This is a genomic window from Burkholderia anthina, from assembly GCF_902498995.1.
Taxonomy (GTDB): Bacteria; Pseudomonadota; Gammaproteobacteria; order Burkholderiales; family Burkholderiaceae; genus Burkholderia; species Burkholderia anthina.
On record NZ_CABVLY010000011.1, the window covers coordinates 1 to 15,972 of the forward strand.

General features: G+C 65.7%; 14 protein-coding genes and 1 pseudogene. 6 read left to right on the plus strand and 9 right to left on the minus strand.

Going from position 1 to position 15,972, the window contains the following annotated elements; all coding sequences use genetic code 11:
• The coding region (locus BME24068_RS15785; RefSeq protein ID WP_174926598.1) for an RNA-guided endonuclease InsQ/TnpB family protein at positions 1 to 824 on the minus strand (824 nt) is incomplete at its 3' end.
• A gap of 7 nt (positions 825 to 831) precedes the next feature.
• On the opposite strand from BME24068_RS15785, the pseudogene tnpA reads away from it, so the two are divergent.
• Together tnpA and BME24068_RS15795 are read left to right on the plus strand one after the other, a co-directional pair.
• Positions 832 to 1,315 (plus strand): annotated as a pseudogene (gene tnpA / locus BME24068_RS15790) (IS200/IS605 family transposase).
• A gap of 42 nt (positions 1,316 to 1,357) precedes the next feature.
• Positions 1,358 to 2,290 (plus strand): AraC family transcriptional regulator, encoded by a 933-nt coding sequence (locus tag BME24068_RS15795; protein WP_174926599.1) that lies wholly within the window; start codon positions 1,358 to 1,360, stop codon positions 2,288 to 2,290.
• Between the two features lie 262 nt (positions 2,291 to 2,552).
• On the opposite strand, the gene BME24068_RS15800 is transcribed toward BME24068_RS15795, so the two are convergent.
• Positions 2,553 to 3,812 carry a hypothetical protein gene (locus tag BME24068_RS15800; RefSeq protein ID WP_174926600.1) on the minus strand — a complete coding sequence of 420 codons (1,260 nt, stop codon included), beginning with the start codon at positions 3,810 to 3,812 and terminating at the stop codon, positions 2,553 to 2,555.
• A 678-nt stretch (positions 3,813 to 4,490) separates the two neighbouring features.
• Here BME24068_RS15800 and BME24068_RS15805 point away from each other — a divergent pair.
• The 4 genes from BME24068_RS15805 to BME24068_RS15820 all read left to right on the plus strand — a co-directional run bounded on the left by BME24068_RS15805 (position 4,491) and on the right by BME24068_RS15820 (position 10,044).
• Positions 4,491 to 4,817, plus strand: a complete 327-nt coding sequence (locus tag BME24068_RS15805; protein WP_174926601.1) for a hypothetical protein — start codon at positions 4,491 to 4,493, stop codon at positions 4,815 to 4,817.
• Positions 4,818 to 4,956: 139 nt separating this feature from the next.
• Positions 4,957 to 5,277, plus strand: a complete 321-nt coding sequence (locus tag BME24068_RS15810) for a hypothetical protein (protein ID WP_174926602.1) — start codon at positions 4,957 to 4,959, stop codon at positions 5,275 to 5,277.
• Between the two features lie 11 nt (positions 5,278 to 5,288).
• Entirely contained in the window at positions 5,289 to 7,625 is a 2,337-nt protein-coding gene (gene bamA, locus BME24068_RS15815; protein WP_174926603.1) for an outer membrane protein assembly factor BamA, read from the plus strand.
• Positions 7,626 to 7,707: 82 nt separating this feature from the next.
• On the plus strand, positions 7,708 to 10,044 hold the full coding sequence (locus BME24068_RS15820; RefSeq protein ID WP_420887523.1) for an LPS-assembly protein LptD: 2,337 nt from the start codon (positions 7,708 to 7,710) through the stop codon (positions 10,042 to 10,044).
• A 150-nt stretch (positions 10,045 to 10,194) separates the two neighbouring features.
• Here BME24068_RS15820 and pqqE read toward each other — a convergent pair whose 3' ends face one another.
• The 7 genes from pqqE to BME24068_RS15855 form a co-directional block, all read right to left on the minus strand.
• Positions 10,195 to 11,319: a pyrroloquinoline quinone biosynthesis protein PqqE gene (gene pqqE, locus BME24068_RS15825; RefSeq protein ID WP_174926605.1), complete on the minus strand. Its 1,125-nt coding sequence runs from the start codon at positions 11,317 to 11,319 to the stop codon at positions 10,195 to 10,197.
• Between the two features lies 1 nt (position 11,320).
• Positions 11,321 to 11,602 carry a pyrroloquinoline quinone biosynthesis peptide chaperone PqqD gene (pqqD, locus tag BME24068_RS15830; protein ID WP_096508948.1) on the minus strand — a complete coding sequence of 94 codons (282 nt, stop codon included), beginning with the start codon at positions 11,600 to 11,602 and terminating at the stop codon, positions 11,321 to 11,323.
• On the minus strand, positions 11,599 to 12,318 hold the full coding sequence (gene pqqC, locus BME24068_RS15835; RefSeq protein ID WP_096508949.1) for a pyrroloquinoline-quinone synthase PqqC: 720 nt from the start codon (positions 12,316 to 12,318) through the stop codon (positions 11,599 to 11,601). Before pqqC ends, pqqD begins: the two co-directional genes overlap by 4 nt.
• Positions 12,319 to 12,322: 4 nt before the next feature.
• The gene (gene pqqB, locus BME24068_RS15840; RefSeq protein WP_096508950.1) at positions 12,323 to 13,246 is read right to left on the minus strand and encodes a pyrroloquinoline quinone biosynthesis protein PqqB; all 924 of its coding nucleotides are present in this window, start codon (positions 13,244 to 13,246) and stop codon (positions 12,323 to 12,325) included.
• Positions 13,247 to 13,310: 64 nt separating this feature from the next.
• Positions 13,311 to 13,385, minus strand: a complete 75-nt coding sequence (pqqA, locus tag BME24068_RS15845; RefSeq protein ID WP_006410019.1) for a pyrroloquinoline quinone precursor peptide PqqA — start codon at positions 13,383 to 13,385, stop codon at positions 13,311 to 13,313.
• Between the two features lie 288 nt (positions 13,386 to 13,673).
• Positions 13,674 to 15,680 carry a sigma-54-dependent Fis family transcriptional regulator gene (locus BME24068_RS15850; RefSeq protein WP_174926606.1) on the minus strand — a complete coding sequence of 669 codons (2,007 nt, stop codon included), beginning with the start codon at positions 15,678 to 15,680 and terminating at the stop codon, positions 13,674 to 13,676.
• Positions 15,681 to 15,704: 24 nt separating this feature from the next.
• A complete protein-coding gene (locus BME24068_RS15855) occupies positions 15,705 to 15,911 on the minus strand; it encodes a hypothetical protein (RefSeq protein WP_174926607.1) in 207 nt (68 codons plus the stop codon).
• Positions 15,912 to 15,972: the final 61 nt, after the last annotated feature.

Genomic DNA, 15,972 nt, shown 5'->3' on the forward strand with positions numbered 1-15,972 from the left:
TTTCGTACCTGCAAGTCCTCGATGCACACCATCGCGTGGTTTTGGCTGATCGTGGTCGTGGCTTTGTGCAGGTAGTCACGGCGGGCATTGCCGATGCGGGAATGAATACGCTGGACACGGGCTTTCGCCTTCTTCCAGTTGCTGCTGAACTTCGACTTGCGGCTCATTGCCTGCTGCGCTTTGCGCAGCCGATCCTCGTGCCGCTTGAAGCTGTTGAGCGGCGCGAGAAAGCTGCCGTCGCTCAGGGTGGCAAACCGTGCGATGCCCAGGTCGATGCCGATCGCACTAGTGGCCTGCGGCGCCGGCTGCGCGACTTCACGCCCGGTCTGGATCGACACGAACCATTTGCCCGCGTTTCGCGACACGGTGGCATTACGCACTTCGCCCAACACATCCCGGCTGTTGCGATAACGAAGCCAGCCGAGCTTGGGCAGAAAGACGCGGTTGTTGACCTGATCGAGCTTGATCTGCTTCGAGTCCGGATAGCGAAAGCTGTCGCTGTGCCCCTTCTTCTTGAAGCGCGGGAACGCCGCACGCTTGGCGAAGAAGTTCTTGTACGCTCGCTCCAGATCCTTGAGTGCGTGTTGGAGCGGATGCACCGGAGCATCTTTGAGCCAGGGCGTTTCCGTGCCGTTGCGCCACGCCGTCAAGTGCTTTGCCATTGCCACATACCCGATGAACTTGCCGCCCGCCTCGTGGTTCTCCTTCTGCAACGCCAGCGCCTTGTTGAAAACGAACCGGCATGCCCCAGCGAAGCGGCGCATCTTGCGCTGCTGCTCGCCATTAGGCGTCAGTTCGAACTTGAAAGCCTGGAGTCGTTGCATCGGGCCATTGTATGCGTGGCCCACAAGCGAGAGTCAAGCCATTCGACGTGGTCGCCATTGCGTCTTTCTGATCCGTGTGCATGTGGTCTTCCTGACCACAAGCACCGGCGCAATGTGCTTACCACGGAGATACTGAACGACATGCGCAGCATCTTAGCCAGTGTCTGTCTGGACTTCGAATCCGAACGGGTGAAGTTCGACGGTGCGGACGGCCATGTACACCTGCTGGTGCACTACCCGCCCAAGGATTCCGTGCCGTCGCTGGTGAACAGCTTCAACGGCGTCTCAAGTCGCATGAACCGGCAGAATGCGCCCGCATTCGGAAAAAGTCGTGGGGCGGGGCGCTGTGGTCTCCGTCTTGCTTTGCGGGAAATTGTGGCGGAGCGCCTATCGAAATCGTCCGCCAATACATCGAACAGCAAAAAACCGCATTAGCAGCCGCAAAGGACGCCTACGGCGTCCGCGCTATCCTTCCTCGTCCTGAAGAATGAGGTTTGACGCGCCTTCAGATCAAAAATACGGAATACTGTCGCATGAGTTCAGAAATCGAAGGCGATCCCCTATCAGACATTCTCCGGCTGCTTGACGCGCAACCGGTTGTGGCGGGCGGCTTCTCCGCTGGCGGCACGTGGGCGATCCGCTTTCCGCAACCGAACAAGATCAAGTTCTTTGCGCTGGTGAAGGGCCGTTGCTGGCTTAGCTTCGGGCCCCGGACTGAGCCGGTCGATGTCGGCGAAGGCGATGTGTTTTTATTGAATGGCGAACGCTCATTCATCCTCGCAAGCGACCGGGACGCCGAACCTGTCGAGGCGACGAGCCTGTTTTCCGGCAGCGGGAGGCGGACTGTGCAGATCGGCGACGGCTGCGGCTGCACGCAGATCGGCGGCCACGTGAAACTCGCTCCATCCAACGATGCGCTGCTCACCGACGTTCTGCCACCGCTCATTCATATCCGCGCAGACTGTGAACAGGCGGGTGTTCTCCAGTGGTTGCTCGCACGGCTGGTGAAGGAATTCGAGACTGAGAGGCCCGGCGCCAGTCTGGCCTCGGCATACCTCGTGCAGTTGATGTTTGTCGAAATGCTACGCGTTCAACTCGACACAGGCGCGGACATCCCCAACGGATGGTTGCGTGCCATCGGCGACCCGCGGCTTGGCCCCGCGTTGCGGCTGATGCACGGCGATCCGGCCAAGGCCTGGCGGCTCGACGAGCTTGCAGCAGCGGCGGCGATGTCGCGCACGGCGTTTGCCACTCGTTTCAAGTCGCTCGCAGGCATGGCACCGCTTACGTGGCTGACACACTGGCGCATGCGCATGGCAAGGCACGCACTGATTCAGGAGGCAACGCCGATCGCCGTCCTCGCGGCCAGGTTCGGATATGCGTCGGAAAGCGCGTTCAGCAGCGCGTTTAAGCGCGTGTCGGGCGTGGCGCCGAGAGACTATCGGCGTACGGGCGCCGGATCTTGATGCGGAACCGGCCGCTTGAACGTCCCGACAGCGATCATGGCGAATGGCGCTTGCTGGCCGGGTGCCGCCGTCCCCACCGGCAATCAGCCAACCGATCGCTTCGCTCCGGCATGTTCGAGCCGCCGGAGAACCCAGCGCTGCCAAGGCCACTTTTCCCGATCAAATGTGCACGCACACTTGCGACACCCCGGCATACGTCACGCCAATGACGCATCAGCCCCGGCGATGTCACCTGCACGCCGGCCTCGACCGCCCCACCCGCCTACCGCCGAGCCGCGAGAAAATTCCTCGCGGTACGCGTCAAACGCGACCACGGCCCCGCCCGTCGGCCGGCGCCCTGCTCGGCGAACCCGCCGAGCGCCGCCCTCATCATCGCCAGTTCGCTCGCGAGCGCGGTATCGCACCCGAAGCTGCCCGCCGCCGCGAGATCGACGATGCGGATCGCCTGGTCCACGCACATTTGCGCATAAGCGGCAGTGGCATCCGCATCGGCGCGCGCGCTCAACGTCGCATCGGCCAGCTTGCTCGCCCACAGCGCGAGCGCCTCGACCGGCGCGCTGCCGTCGCGCACGAGCGCGTTGCCGACTTCCATCGCGGCGAGGTGTGCGTCCTCGTTATCCGCGAACGATAGCGTCCGGCCGCGCACCGCGTGGTTGCGGTGCGCGGCACGCATCGGCGGCGTCAATCCGGTCAGGTTCGCGATCCACGCCTCCGCGGCCCCCAGATACGCGTGCGAGCGCGCCGCCAGATCGCAATCGAACACGGCGTCCGCATGGGTCGGCGCATGTCGCATCGCGAGCAGCCAGTAACCGAGGAAGGCGCGATACGCGGCGGCCGGGCCGACGTAGCCCGCATGCGCCTTGAAGAATTCGACACAGCGATCGGCCATGCGATCGCCGATGCCCGGAATATCCTCCGGCAGCTCGATGCGCAGCCCGACGATCACGCGCTCGACCGCCGGCACGTTGCGGCTGCACGCGAGCGCGAGAAACGGCAGCGCGATCCAGTGCGCGTCGTGGTGAGCGACGAGCCGGTCGCAATACGACTGCCATTGCGCGAGCGGATTGCGCGCGACGACGATGTGCAGCACATCGGGGAAGGTGCGGCGCATCCACGCCAGACGGCCGGGCGATTCGCCGAAGCGGAACACGGGAATGCAATCCCGCTCGAACGCCTGCGACATCAGCGTACGTAGAAAATATTCGATGTCGCTCGCGTATTCGGGCGTCGCCTCTTCGAACTGGTTGGCCGAAAAGGCCGTTTCGATCCGCGACATGCCGAGCGCATCGCGCCTCAGCGAATCGGACACGCTCACGGTCGGTCTTGCGCCGGAAGCCCGCATCGCCACCGCCGCGCCGTCCGATCCGGTGCTCGCGTATTGCTCGTAGTCGACCGACGCGACCATCGCGCGCAGCGGCTCGTCGTAAGCGATCACGCCGTCGAGATCGCGCAGGCACGACCACAGCCAGCCATCGGTCGCACCATATCCGGAATGCAGAAACACCGCTTGCGTCGAGTTCATGAATACCGTCGTCAGATCGTTGCGTGGGGGTTTCCATCACGTCGATCCAGTGTAGGTGCCGCTGCGTTTACCCGCGTTACGGGTTTCATTACCGGGATTTACCGTCGACGCCAACGCGGACGGAACACTCGCTGCTTCAGTTCGGGCCTGGCCGCCGACGCGGAGAAACTTACGTTTTTCTTCTGCTTCCCATATTGGTTGTGAATGCAACCATATTGCCGACGGAGCGCCGTCTGCTGGCGACACCCCGCCGCCTCGATACCGCTCGCGCCGCATATTTCAATGCAATGGTTCGAAATATTTCGTTAATTCGACTGACCCAACATCGCTTTTCGACACGAAAAACCCGCAAACAAAGGCACCTTTCGCACGACGAAGCGGAATCGATTACCGATCGAGCACATCGCCCGCTGTCACGGTCGCCAAGTCTCTCAATAATGAGCGCCTACTCTTGCGCGTGATCCCGTTCATTCCGCTTACAACGCGAGCGACGCGCTTGCGCGGAATATGACGAAACAATCCTGAAATTTATTTGACGATTGTGTGACCTATTCTTTCGTCACCGCGCACCCCGGCCCCGCCGGACGCGGCAGTTCCCCGATAGTGAAAGCGAAAGTGAAAGGCCCGATCATGGATTACACGATGCAGATGGAAGTCTCCAGCGAATCCGGAGTTCCAGTGATCAGGTTCACGATCGACGGCCACACGTGCGCGCTCGGCGTTCGCGATATCGACGAACTGATCATGCAGCTCGCAGCCGCACGCGCCGCGATGCAGCCGACGCATCCGCCCGAGCCGCCGGATAGACGCTATCCGTTGCAGGTCGACCCGTGCTGGCGCGTGGACCGGCTTGCCGACTACAACGGCGCGGTGCTGTCGATGCGCCACATCGGGATGGGCTGGATCGCGTTCGCGCTGCCGTCCGGCAATCTGATGAACCTCGTTGAAGCGCTCGCTTGCGAGCCGGAAGCGAGCGCGCCCATGAATCACGCGATGCTCAACTGATGCGCTGACGGCATTGATCGTCATCATGCCGACGATCATCGTCAAGCGATTTATTTCGTCATGCGAATCATATTGACGACTCCCGCGATGCCTCGCCGGATCGCGGCCTTCCGCTTCTTTCTTCCAGGACACGCCCATCATGCGAATCTCTTCCCCGACCATCACGCTCGCCCGGCGCACGGCTGCCTATGCTCCGTCGGATCTCGGCGCATGCGCATGGCGCCTGCTGCCGGTCGAGACGCGGCAAGCCGAAGCCGAGCCTGCCGGCATGCATGCGTTCGACGCGAACCCGATATTCCGCTGCCGGCTGGCCGGCCGTTATGCAGCGGGGCTGCCGCTGAACGCAGCCTGCGGCAACGCGTACGCGACGGTGCGCCTGCTCGCCGAATCGCATGTCGACACGGTGTCGCGACTGCGCATACGCCATGCGCAATACGACGACGGGGCCCGCCCGCAGTGAAGACGCGTTCGATGACGTTCCGCTGGCTTGCCCGGCTCTGCTGGCTCACGCCGGTCGCACTCCCCGTTCACGCGCAGCCGGCGCCGGCCGCGCAAGCGACGTCCGGCGCACCGGCATCGACCGGTTTCGCGATCCGCGACATCCGCGTGGAAGGCCTGACGCGCATCGAGCCGGGCACGGTGTTCTCGTATCTGCCGTTCAGGATCGGCGACACCTTCACCGACGACAAGGCATCCGCCGCGATCCGCGCGCTCTATGCGACCGGGTTCTTCAACGACGTGCGGATCGGCACCGAAGGCGACGTCGTAATCGTCAACGTCGCCGAGCGTTCGGTGATCGGCACGATCGATTTCTCGGGCCTGCACGCGTTCGACAAGGACGCGATCGAGAAGGCGATGAAGTCGGTTGGCCTGGTGTCCGGGCGCCCCTACGATCCGTCGCTCGTCAGCAAGGCCGAACAGGAATTGAAGCGCCAATACCTGACGCGCGGCTATTACGCGGCCGAAGTGACGACCACCGTGAGCCCGATCGACCGCAACCGCGTCGGGCTATTGTTCTCCGTCATCGAAGGGCCGAGCGCGAAGATCCGGCAAGTCGCCTTCATCGGCAACCACGTGTTCAGCGACAGCACGCTGCGCGACGAGATGCAGCTTTCCACGCCGAACTGGTTCTCGTGGTACACGAAGGACGACCTGTATTCGAAGGACAAGCTCGCGACCGATCTCGATGCCGTGCGCGCGTACTACCTCGATCGCGGCTATCTGGAATTCAACATCGATTCGACCCAGGTGGCGCTGTCGCCGGACCGCAAGGACATGGATCTGACGATCGTGCTGCACGAGGGCGCGCCGTACACGATCTCGGGCGTCCGGCTCGCCGGCGACCTGCTCGGGCGCGACGCCGAACTGACCCGCATCGTCGCGATCCACGCCGGCGAGCGGTTTTCCGCGGCGAAACTCAAGGACACGACGCAGGCGCTGATCGACAAGCTCGGCGAATACGGCTACGCGTTCGCGACCGTCAACGCCGTCCCGCGGATCGACGCGAAGCATCACACGGTCGACCTGACGCTGCAGGTCACGCCGGGCCGCCGCGTGTACGTGCGGCATATCACCCTCTCCGGCAACACGCGCACACGCGACGAGGTGATCCGCCGCGAAATGCGGCAGATGGAGGACGCGTGGTTCGACTCGTCGCGGCTCAAGCTGTCGAAGGATCGCATCAACCGCCTCGGCTACTTCACCGACGTCGACGTGACGACCGTGCCGGTCGAAGGCACCCAGGATCAGGTCGACGTGGACGTGAAAGTCACCGAGAAACCGACCGGCACGATCTCGCTCGGCGTCGGCTACGGTTCCGGCGAAGGCCCGATCATCTCGGCCGGCGTGTCGCAGGACAACGTGTTCGGCAGCGGCCAGTCGATCGCCGTCAACGCGAACACGGCCACGACGATGCGCACGCTGAGCGTGTCGCAAACGGATCCGTACTTCACGATCGACGGCGTCAAGCGCATCACCGACGTGTACTACCGAACGACGCAGCCGCTCTACTACTCGAGCACGAACGACACCAGCTTCCGGATCGTGTCGTACGGCGTGGACACGAAGTTCGGCATCCCGTTCTCCGAAAGCGACATGGTGTATTTCGGGCTGGGGCTCGAACAGGATCGCCTCGACGTCGATTCGACGACGCCGCGGAGCTACCTCGACTACGTGAACACGTTCGGCCGCGTGTCGAATGTCGCGCCGTTCACGATCGGCTGGTCGCGCGACATGCGCGACAGCGCGCTGATTCCGTCGCGCGGGTACTACATGCAGGCGAATGCGGAATACGGCACGCCGATCGGCACCGTGTCGTATTACAAGACCGACGTGCAGGCGCAGTACTACCACTCGTTCACGCGCGGCCTCGTGCTCGGCATGAACTTCCAGGCCGGCTACGGCAACGGTCTCGGCGGCCAGCCGTACCCGATCTTCAAGAACGACTTCGCGGGCGGCATCGGCTCGGTGCGCGGCTACGCGCCGAGCTCGCTCGGCCCGCGCGACGCGACGACAGGCGACCCGATCGGCGGCTCGAAGATGGTGGTCGGCAACGTCGAGATGACCGTCCCGCTGCCCGGCACCGGCTACGACCGCACGCTGCGCGTGTTCACGTTCGTCGACGGCGGCAACGTGTGGGGCACCGAAGGCAACAGCGTCGGCGCGAACGGCCTGCGCTACAGCTACGGCCTCGGGCTCGAATGGATCTCGCCGATCGGCCCGCTGAAGATCGACTATGCGCTGCCGATCGTGCGCCACGCCGGCGATCAATACCAGAAGTTCCAGTTCCAGATTGGCACGTCGTTCTGATCCCCCTGCCGGCCCGCTCGATACCGCGCGCGGGGTGACGTCACGGCGCGCGCACGCGTGCCCGGCTGCCGCGGTCGACGGCATCGCGATACCAGGCATTGCACGGTTGCGCGCGTGGGCGGTCGCGGCGCTCGTCGACGTCGCGCTGTCGGTCGCGCTCGGCGCGCCGCGCAACGCCGATGCGCAATTGCTGAACGCGGCCGCCGATCCTTACCGGATCGGCGACGCGTGGGGCCTGCGCATCGCGTCGCAGCTCGTCGAGCATCCGCTCGCGCCCGGGCAGACCGCGACGACGTTCGGCATCGGCGCGACGGCCGCCGGCACCGTCGACGAGGACTTGTCGCTGCACGGCAACGCCGAACTGCGCCGCGGCCCGTCGGTCGTGAAAGCCGATGCGATCCACTACGACGAGGATACCGACACCGCCGACGCGTACGGCCACGTGCTGATCGTGCACGACGGCAACGCCTTCTCCGGCCCCGACGCCCATCTGCGGATCGACAGCGTCGAAGGCACGATGACGTCGCCGCACTACCGCTTCAACCTCGCCAGCGGCACGGGCTCGGGTTCGCGCATCGACCTGGTCGACGACGCGCGCGAAGTGGTCTACGACGGCACGTATACGACCTGCCACTGCACGGCCTCGCCCGCGTGGTATCTGCATGCATCGCGACTCGATCTCGACAACGATGCCGGCGAAGGCGTCGCGCACGACGGCGTGCTGGTGTTCGCCGGCCTGCCGCTGTTCGCGTCGCCGTGGATGTCGTTTCCGCTGAACGGCGAACGGCATACCGGGATCCTGCCGCCCACGTTCGCGGTCAGCTCGACGAGCGGCTACGACATTGCCGTGCCGGTCTACTTCAATCTCGCGCCGAACTACGACCTGACGGTCACGCCGCGGCTGATGACCAAGCGCGGCGCGATGCTGACGACCGACTTCCGCTATCTGAGCCCGACCTATTCCGGCTCGTTCTCCGCCAGCGTGCTGCCGGACGATGCGACGACGCACACCAACCGGTATTCGATCGCGTTCCAGCATCGCGAGAACCTCGGCAACGGCTTCGCCGCGTATGCGAACTACAACCGCGTGTCCGACGCGTCGGTGCCGTCGGACTTCTCGAGCGCGAATTCGCTGGTGGTCGGCTCGCAGACGCTGTTCCAGCAGGAAGCGGGCGTCACGTGGAACCACGGCCCGTGGTCGGTGCTCGCGCGCGTGCAGAACTGGCAGTCGTTCACGACCGCGCCGCCGTACAACCGCGCACCGGAACTCGACGCGAAATACACGCGCTACAACGTCGGCGGATTCGATTTCGGCGTCGATGCGAACGCCACGCGCTTCACGATCCCGACCGCCGATTCGACCGAAGGCAACCGGATGACGTTCGATGCGCACGTGGCCTACCCGATCGTCGCGCCCGGCTGGTACGTCACGCCGATGCTGCAGTGGCACGCGGCGTCGTACGACCTGACGTCGATCGGCAGCGACGCACCCGCCGGGCAACCGAAGAATTTCACGGTCGACGTGCCGACCGCGAGCCTCGACATGGGCGCCACGTTCGAGCGCGCGGTCCGGCTGTTCGGCATCGACATGATCCAGACGCTCGAACCGCGGCTGTACTACGTCGATACGCCGTACCGCAACCAGACGTTCGCGCCCGCGTTCGACACCGCGCCGATCGACTTCGGCCTCGCGGAGATCTTCACCAGCAACCGCTTCGTCGGCGGCGATCGCGTGAGCGACATGAACCGGCTGACGGCCGGCGTCACCACGCGCTTCATCGACGCGGGCAGCGGCACCGAGCTCGCGCGTTTCGTCCTCGCGCAGGAATACTACTTCCGCGCGTCGCAGGTCACGATGCCGGACGACACGCCGCCGAGCGTCGGCCCGTCCGACGTGGTCGCGGGCGCCGCGCTCCATCTCGGCCCCACCCTCGAGCTGCAGCAGGCGGTCGAATACAACCAGTCGAGCAACGAACTCACGCAGGCGACGGCCGGTGTCGACTGGAAGCCGGCCAACGGCAAGGTGATCAATCTCGCCTACCTGTATGCACGCGCGAACGCGACGCTCGACGACGAGCCCGAAAACCAGGTGCTGCTGTCCGCGCAATGGCCGCTGACGCATGCGTTGTCGGGCGTCGGGTCGGTCGACTACGATCTGGCCGCGCACCGGCTCGTCGGCGGGCTGCTCGGGTTTCAGTATGCGGCCGACTGCTGGGCCGTCAGCGTCGCGCTGCAGAAATACACCAACTACAACGGGACGACGCAGCCGACCACCGGTACGCGTGTGCTGGTGCAGTTGCAGCTCGACGGGCTGAGCCGCATCGACAACGGACTGCTGCAGCAATTCCGCGCGAACGTGCCCGGCTATTCGACACCGACGCTGCCGGCGCCGACGTCGCGGTTCACCGACTATCCGTAAGCGCGACTCGGCGACGATGCCGCGACGCATCCCGCATCGACGCGTCACGCAGGCGCACGGGCGCACGGGCAGATCGTCGAAGCGGCATTCGTCGCGTTGCCGGAGAACGCGGCATGAAAATGACGCGCCGCGCGCCGGAATCCGCGATTCTCAGCGCATCATCGAATTGGCAACGCTCCGAAAAACCAGCGGATGCTCGTCCTGCCGCCCTGCCCGTCGCGCGAATTGCACCGCCTGTTCCACGCGACCGTGATGCGCGGACTTCGCGCACACGGGATCGGCCTCCGCCGGGTCGCCCGCCAGCATGTATGCCTGGCACCGGCACCCGCCGTGATCCGCATGCCGCTCGTCGCACGTGCGACACGGTTCGCGCATCCATGCGTCGCCGCGAAACGCGTTGAACGCATCGCTCTCGTACCAGATCTCCTTCAACGACCGGTCGCGCACGTTCGGCAACGAGAGACCGGGCAGCGCGCGCGCGGCGTGGCAAGGCAGCGCGGTGCCGTCCGGCGCGACGCCGAGAAAGACCGAGCCCCAGCCGTTCATGCACGCCTTCGGACGCTGCTCGAAATAGTCGGGCACGACGAACAGGATCTTGCAGCGCTCACCGACGAGCTTGCGGTAGCGGTTGACCGTTTCCTCGGCTTCGCGAAGTTGCTCGATGGTCGGCATCAACTGGTCGCGGTTGAGCATCGCCCATCCGTAGTACTGCGTATTGGCGAGCTCGAGAAAATCCGCGCCGAGGTCGAGCGCCATCTCGATGATCTGGCCGACGTGCGGCAGGTTGTAGCGATGCAGCACGCAGTTCAGCACCATCGGGTAGCCATGCGACTTGATCAGCCGCGCGACGCCGCGCTTGAGCTCGAACGTGCGCGTGCTCGTCAGGAAATCGTTCAGCTCGCGCGTCGAATCCTGCAGCGACAACTGGATATGGTCGAGTCCGGCCGTCCTGAGCCGGTCGATGCGCTCGACGTTCAGGCCGATGCCCGACGTGATCAGGTTGGTATAGAAACCCAGCGACCGCGCGTGCTGGACCAGCACTTCGAGGTCGTCGCGCTGCAACGGCTCGCCGCCGGAAAAACCGATCTGCGCGGCGCCGAGCGCGCGCGCGTCGCTGATCACCGTGCGCCACGCGTCGGTATCGAGCTCGGCGCCGTGCGTCGCGAAATCGACCGGGTTGTAGCAGAACGCGCAGTGCAGCGGACAGCGGTACGTGAGCTCCGCGAGCAGCCACAGCGGCGCGGACGGCTGGTTCGGATCGGATGTCGTATGCATGTCAGTCGAGCCAGCCGCGCAGCCGCGCATGATCGAGGAAGCGATAGACGTCCGACGCGAGGTCGGACGTGCTGAACAGCCGCTCGAGTTCGTCGATGATGTCGTCGAGCTCGCGCGTGCCGTCGCATCGCGCGAGGATCTCGCCCGCGCTCGGGTTGAGCTTGACCATGCCTTCCGGATACAGGAGGACGTACGCATCCTGCGCGGACTCCCATTGCAGGCGGTACATGCCCCTCAGCGAGGGGCGCAGCGGCACGCCGCTGACGGCGTCGTTGGAGTTCATACGGGATACGCCTTTTCAATCGCATCGAGAATCGACCACAGCACATCCAGCTTGAACGACAGGATGTCGAGCGCGCGCCGTTGCGCGTCCGGTGTCGTGAAATGGCTCAACGTCACCGCCAGCCCGTGCTCGACGTCGCGCTGCGCGAGCGGCACGCGGCTGCGGAAATACTGCAGCCCGTCCGCTTCGATCCACGGATAGTGGGACGGCCAGCCCGCGAGCCGGTCGAGATGAATCTGCGGCGCGAACATCTCGGTCAGCGACGAGCACACGGCTTCCTGCCACGGCGCGCGCCGCGCGAAATTGACGTACGCGTCGACGGCGAACCGCACGCCGGGCAGCACGTGCGCGAGCGACCACAGTTCGGCGCGATCGATGCCGACCGCCTCGCCGAGCCGCGCCCACGCCTCGATCCCGCCGGCCTGGTCGCCATGGCCGTCGTGGTCGAGAATGCGCTCGACCCACAGCCGGCGCGTGTCGCGGTCCGGGCAATTGGACAGGATCGCCGCGTCCTTCAGCGGAATGCTGACCTGGTAGTAGAAGCGGTTCGCGACCCAGCCGCGGATCTGCGCCGGCGAGCACGCGCCGGCATTCAGGCGCCGGTTGAACGGATGATGAATGTGATAGCGCGCTTCGAGCGCGCGCAGCTGCGCCTCGAACTCCTGCGCACTCCAGGGCGTCGCGTGCAACGCGGCGGAGGAAATCGGTGCGTTCATGTGGTCAAACCTCGAATTGCATGCCGTCGTGGGCGACTTCGATACCCTGCTCGCGCAACTGTGCACTTTGCGCGGAACCGGGGTCGAGAATCGGATTGGTGTTGTTGATATGCGTCAGGACCTTGCGCGTGCCGGCCGGCAACAGCCGAAGCCGCTCGATCATCCCGGGCCGCGCCGCGTCGCCGCATTGCGCGAGATGCCCCATGTCGGCCGCGTGCTTCGACGACAGGCCGAGGTCGATCATCTCGGTGCCGGTCCAGAACGTGCCGTCGACCAGCACGAGATCGGCGTCGCGCATCGCGGCACGCACGCCGTCGTCCATATCGGCGAGCCCGGGCGCGTAGAACGCCTGCCGGCCGCTCGTCGTGTCCTCGATCAGCAACGCGATGTTGTCGCCGGGTACGCTCGCCGCACGACGCGGCGAATAAGGCGGCGGCTTGCTGTCGACCGGCACGGCGGTGAAACGGATGCCGTCGGCGCCCGCAATTGAGAAAGGTTCGCCAGGCACGATCGTGTGGACGTCCACCCCGCAGTAGTGGCCGAGCAACGGCACGAGCGGCAGCCCCGTCGACAGGTCGTCGAGCACCGGCGCGCTCGCGTAGAGCGGCAGCGCCGACGTGCGCTCGCGCAGCATCAGCAAGCCCGTCACGTGATCGATCTGCGCGTCGCACAGCACGACGGCCGCGATCGCGCTGTCGCGAATCGCGCGGGCCGGCTGCAGATCGGGGTCGGCGCGCACCTGCGCGAGGATGTCCGGCGATGCATTCACCAGCACCCAGCCGACGCCGTCGCCGCTGACCGCGATCGACGATTGCGTGCGCGGCACGATGCCGTCGTGGCCGGCGCGTGCGCGGCGGCAGTTGCCGCAGTTGCAGTTCCATTGCGGCAACCCGCCGCCGGCGCCCGAGCCGAGTATCTTGATCTTCATCTGCGTATGCTCCCGATGCCGCCCGCATCGTGTCCGTCGATGCGGGCGGCGCTGCGCGGGTCGATCAGCGGTTGGCGATGTACATCGTGATTTCGAAGCCGAAGCGCAGGTCGGTGTACGCGGGGGTAGTCCACTGCATGATGTGTCTCCTTGTTGAGTGAGTCAGTCGAAAAACCGCATCGATCGAGCGGCCGATACCCGTTCAGCAAGGAGCGTGCCGGGGCGGGGTTGGCGGCGTTCCGGCACGTGCGAAGGCGTGCGATGGCCGCCGCATCGCCATGATGCGGGAAATCTTACAAATTCCCGACCAAAACATTTCAAAAACCGTCGGGCGACGGTTACAGACGGGCGTAACGGGCGTGACAGGTGTTGAATCCTTGAACACTCTGTGTTGCAACCTGACACACCCGTGTGACAGTCGCGGCCGTCACGGTTCGTCCGGCTGCAGCGAATCCGGCTCGACCGCCGGCATCTTGCGGTAGATCGTGTTGCGCGACACGCCGAGCGCGCGTGCGGCGGCCGAGACGTTGCCGCCATGGCGCGCGAGCGCGGCCGCGATCGCCGACGCGGCCACGTCCTGCAGTCGCGCGTCGCCGGTCGCCGCCGCGAACGCGGGCGCGTCCACGCCGAGCGTCGACACGCAGCCGCCCTGGGCCGCCGGCTCGCCGCCGCGCCGCACGTCGTCGAAGAAATCGTCCGGCAAATGCTCGCAGCGAATCTCGCAGTCGTCGTCCACCATCGCGGACGCCGTGCGCAGCAGGTTCGCGAGCTGCCGGAAATTGCCCGGCCACGCGCAGCGCTCGAACAGCGCCATCACGTCGGGCGCGACGCTCAACGGCCGGCGCCCGGGCCCCGACAGCGTCTCCCGTTGCAGCATCTTCTGCACGACCACCGCGAGATCCGTGCGGTCGCGCAGCGGCGGCAGGCGCACGACGAGGCCGTTGAGCCGGTAGTACAGATCCTCGCGAAAACGGTTCTGCGCAATCATGTCGCGCAGGTCGCGGTGCGTCGCGCAGATGATCGCGATGTCGACGCCGATCGCCTTCGTCGAGCCGAGCGGGTTGACGATGCGCTCCTGCAGCACGCGCAGCAGCCGCACCTGCAGCGGATACGGCATGTCGCCGATTTCGTCGAGAAACAGCGTGCCGCCGTTGGCCTGCAGCAGCTTGCCGGTCGCGCCCTTGCGGCGGGCGCCGGTAAACGCGCCCTCCTCGTAGCCGAACAGCTCGGACTCGATCAGCGTCTCCGGAATCGACGCGCAGTTGACGGCGACGAACGGCCCGTCGCGGCGCGGCGAGTCGTTGTGGATCGCCTGCGCGAGCAGTTCCTTGCCGGTCCCGGTCTCGCCGGTGATCAGCACCGGGATGTCCTTGCCGATCACCTTGCGGACCTTCGTGATCACGGCCGCCACCTGCGGATCGCCGGTGTCGAGATAGCTGAGCCGCGACAGGCATGCCGCACTCTGCGCGGCGGGCGGCCGCACGGCCGGCGCCGCGCCGTCGTGCACGTCCGCGGGGCGGCTGCCCTCGGCCCGCAGCGCGCGCCGGAACTGGACGCGTGCGCACACCACCGCCCCGTTGCCGAGGTTCAGCGCCACGTGCGGCTCGGTGCTCCCGCGCATCCGGTCGATCAACTGCGCGCTCGTCACGTCGAACAGCGACGCCAGGGTATGCGCGCGCAGCGCGGCGAGCGGCATCCCGAGCTGGAACTGCGCGCTGCGGTTGGCCGACAGGAAGCGGCCGTCGGCGGTGAACGCGACGATCCCCTCCATCAATGTCCCGAGGAATTCGGGGCGGCCGTGGAACGACACCTGCAGCGTCTCCTGGAAGGTCGTCGTGAACAGGTGGTTCTCGATCATCTGCACCGACATCTTCGCGAGCGCCATCGTGTGCTGGTGATAGCTGCGATGGTCGCCGGTCACGTCGAGCACGCCGATCGCGTCGCCGTACGGATCGAGAATCGGCACGCTCGAGCAGGTCAGGAAATGGTTCGCGGCCAGGAAGTGCTGGTCGCCGTGCACGACCATCGGACACAGCTCCGCGAGCGCGGTGCCGATCGCGTTGGTGCCTTGCCGGCTCTCCGCCCAGTTCGCGCCCGGGCGCAGCGCGACCCGTTCCGCACGCCGCAGAAAGTCGTCGTCGCCGATCGAATGCAGGATCAGCCCTTCCGCATCGGTGAGCACGATCATGCTCTGCGTATTGACGATCTGCTCGTGCAGCGTCTCCATCACGGGCATCGCATGCACGCACAGCACGCGGCTCTGCTCGCGCTTGAGCGCGAGCGCGGTGCCGGACAGCAGGTCGTAGTCGGGGCGTGCCGATGCCTGCAGCCCGAACGTCTCGGACCGCTCGTGTGACTTCTGGATCGTCGGCGCCGGCCAGCCGGGCGCAGGCGTGGCCCGTGCGTTGGCCGTCGGATGAACGTCATCGCGCATTGTCTCCTCCGGGGATCCTTCCGGTCAGTTGCCGGACTCTTTGCCGTCGATACAAGCAAACATCGGGCCACGATGCGAGCCGCGCGCGAATCCGTTTCGTCGCGGCACCGTCCGACCGGAATTGAAAGGCAAATGCAAGACAGCCACCGTCTCGCGGATCGCGCCGTGCGTGGCCGACGTGATAACGCGGAACGGCCGCACGCCGCCACCCTGACGAATCCCTTTCGTCATCGCGGGCGCGATTCTCGCTTCATGCAAGCCGGCCGCGGCAGCTTTACGCCGGGCCTCCGTG

Bases quoted from the DNA above. Each gene is read 5' to 3' on its own strand.
- BME24068_RS15795 (WP_174926599.1), top strand. From the start codon at position 1,358: ATGAGTTCAGAAATCGAAGGCGATCCCCTATCAGACATTCTCCGGCTG.
- BME24068_RS15800 (WP_174926600.1), bottom strand. From the start codon at position 3,812: ATGAACTCGACGCAAGCGGTGTTTCTGCATTCCGGATATGGTGCGACC.
- BME24068_RS15810 (WP_174926602.1), top strand. From the start codon at position 4,957: ATGCGAATCTCTTCCCCGACCATCACGCTCGCCCGGCGCACGGCTGCC.
- bamA (WP_174926603.1), top strand. From the start codon at position 5,289: ATGACGTTCCGCTGGCTTGCCCGGCTCTGCTGGCTCACGCCGGTCGCA.
- pqqE (WP_174926605.1), bottom strand. From the start codon at position 11,319: ATGCATACGACATCCGATCCGAACCAGCCGTCCGCGCCGCTGTGGCTG.
- pqqD (WP_096508948.1), bottom strand. From the start codon at position 11,602: ATGAACTCCAACGACGCCGTCAGCGGCGTGCCGCTGCGCCCCTCGCTG.
- pqqC (WP_096508949.1), bottom strand. From the start codon at position 12,318: ATGAACGCACCGATTTCCTCCGCCGCGTTGCACGCGACGCCCTGGAGT.
- pqqB (WP_096508950.1), bottom strand. From the start codon at position 13,246: ATGAAGATCAAGATACTCGGCTCGGGCGCCGGCGGCGGGTTGCCGCAA.
- BME24068_RS15850 (WP_174926606.1), bottom strand. From the start codon at position 15,680: ATGCGCGATGACGTTCATCCGACGGCCAACGCACGGGCCACGCCTGCG.
- BME24068_RS15855 (WP_174926607.1), bottom strand. From the start codon at position 15,911: ATGACGAAAGGGATTCGTCAGGGTGGCGGCGTGCGGCCGTTCCGCGTT.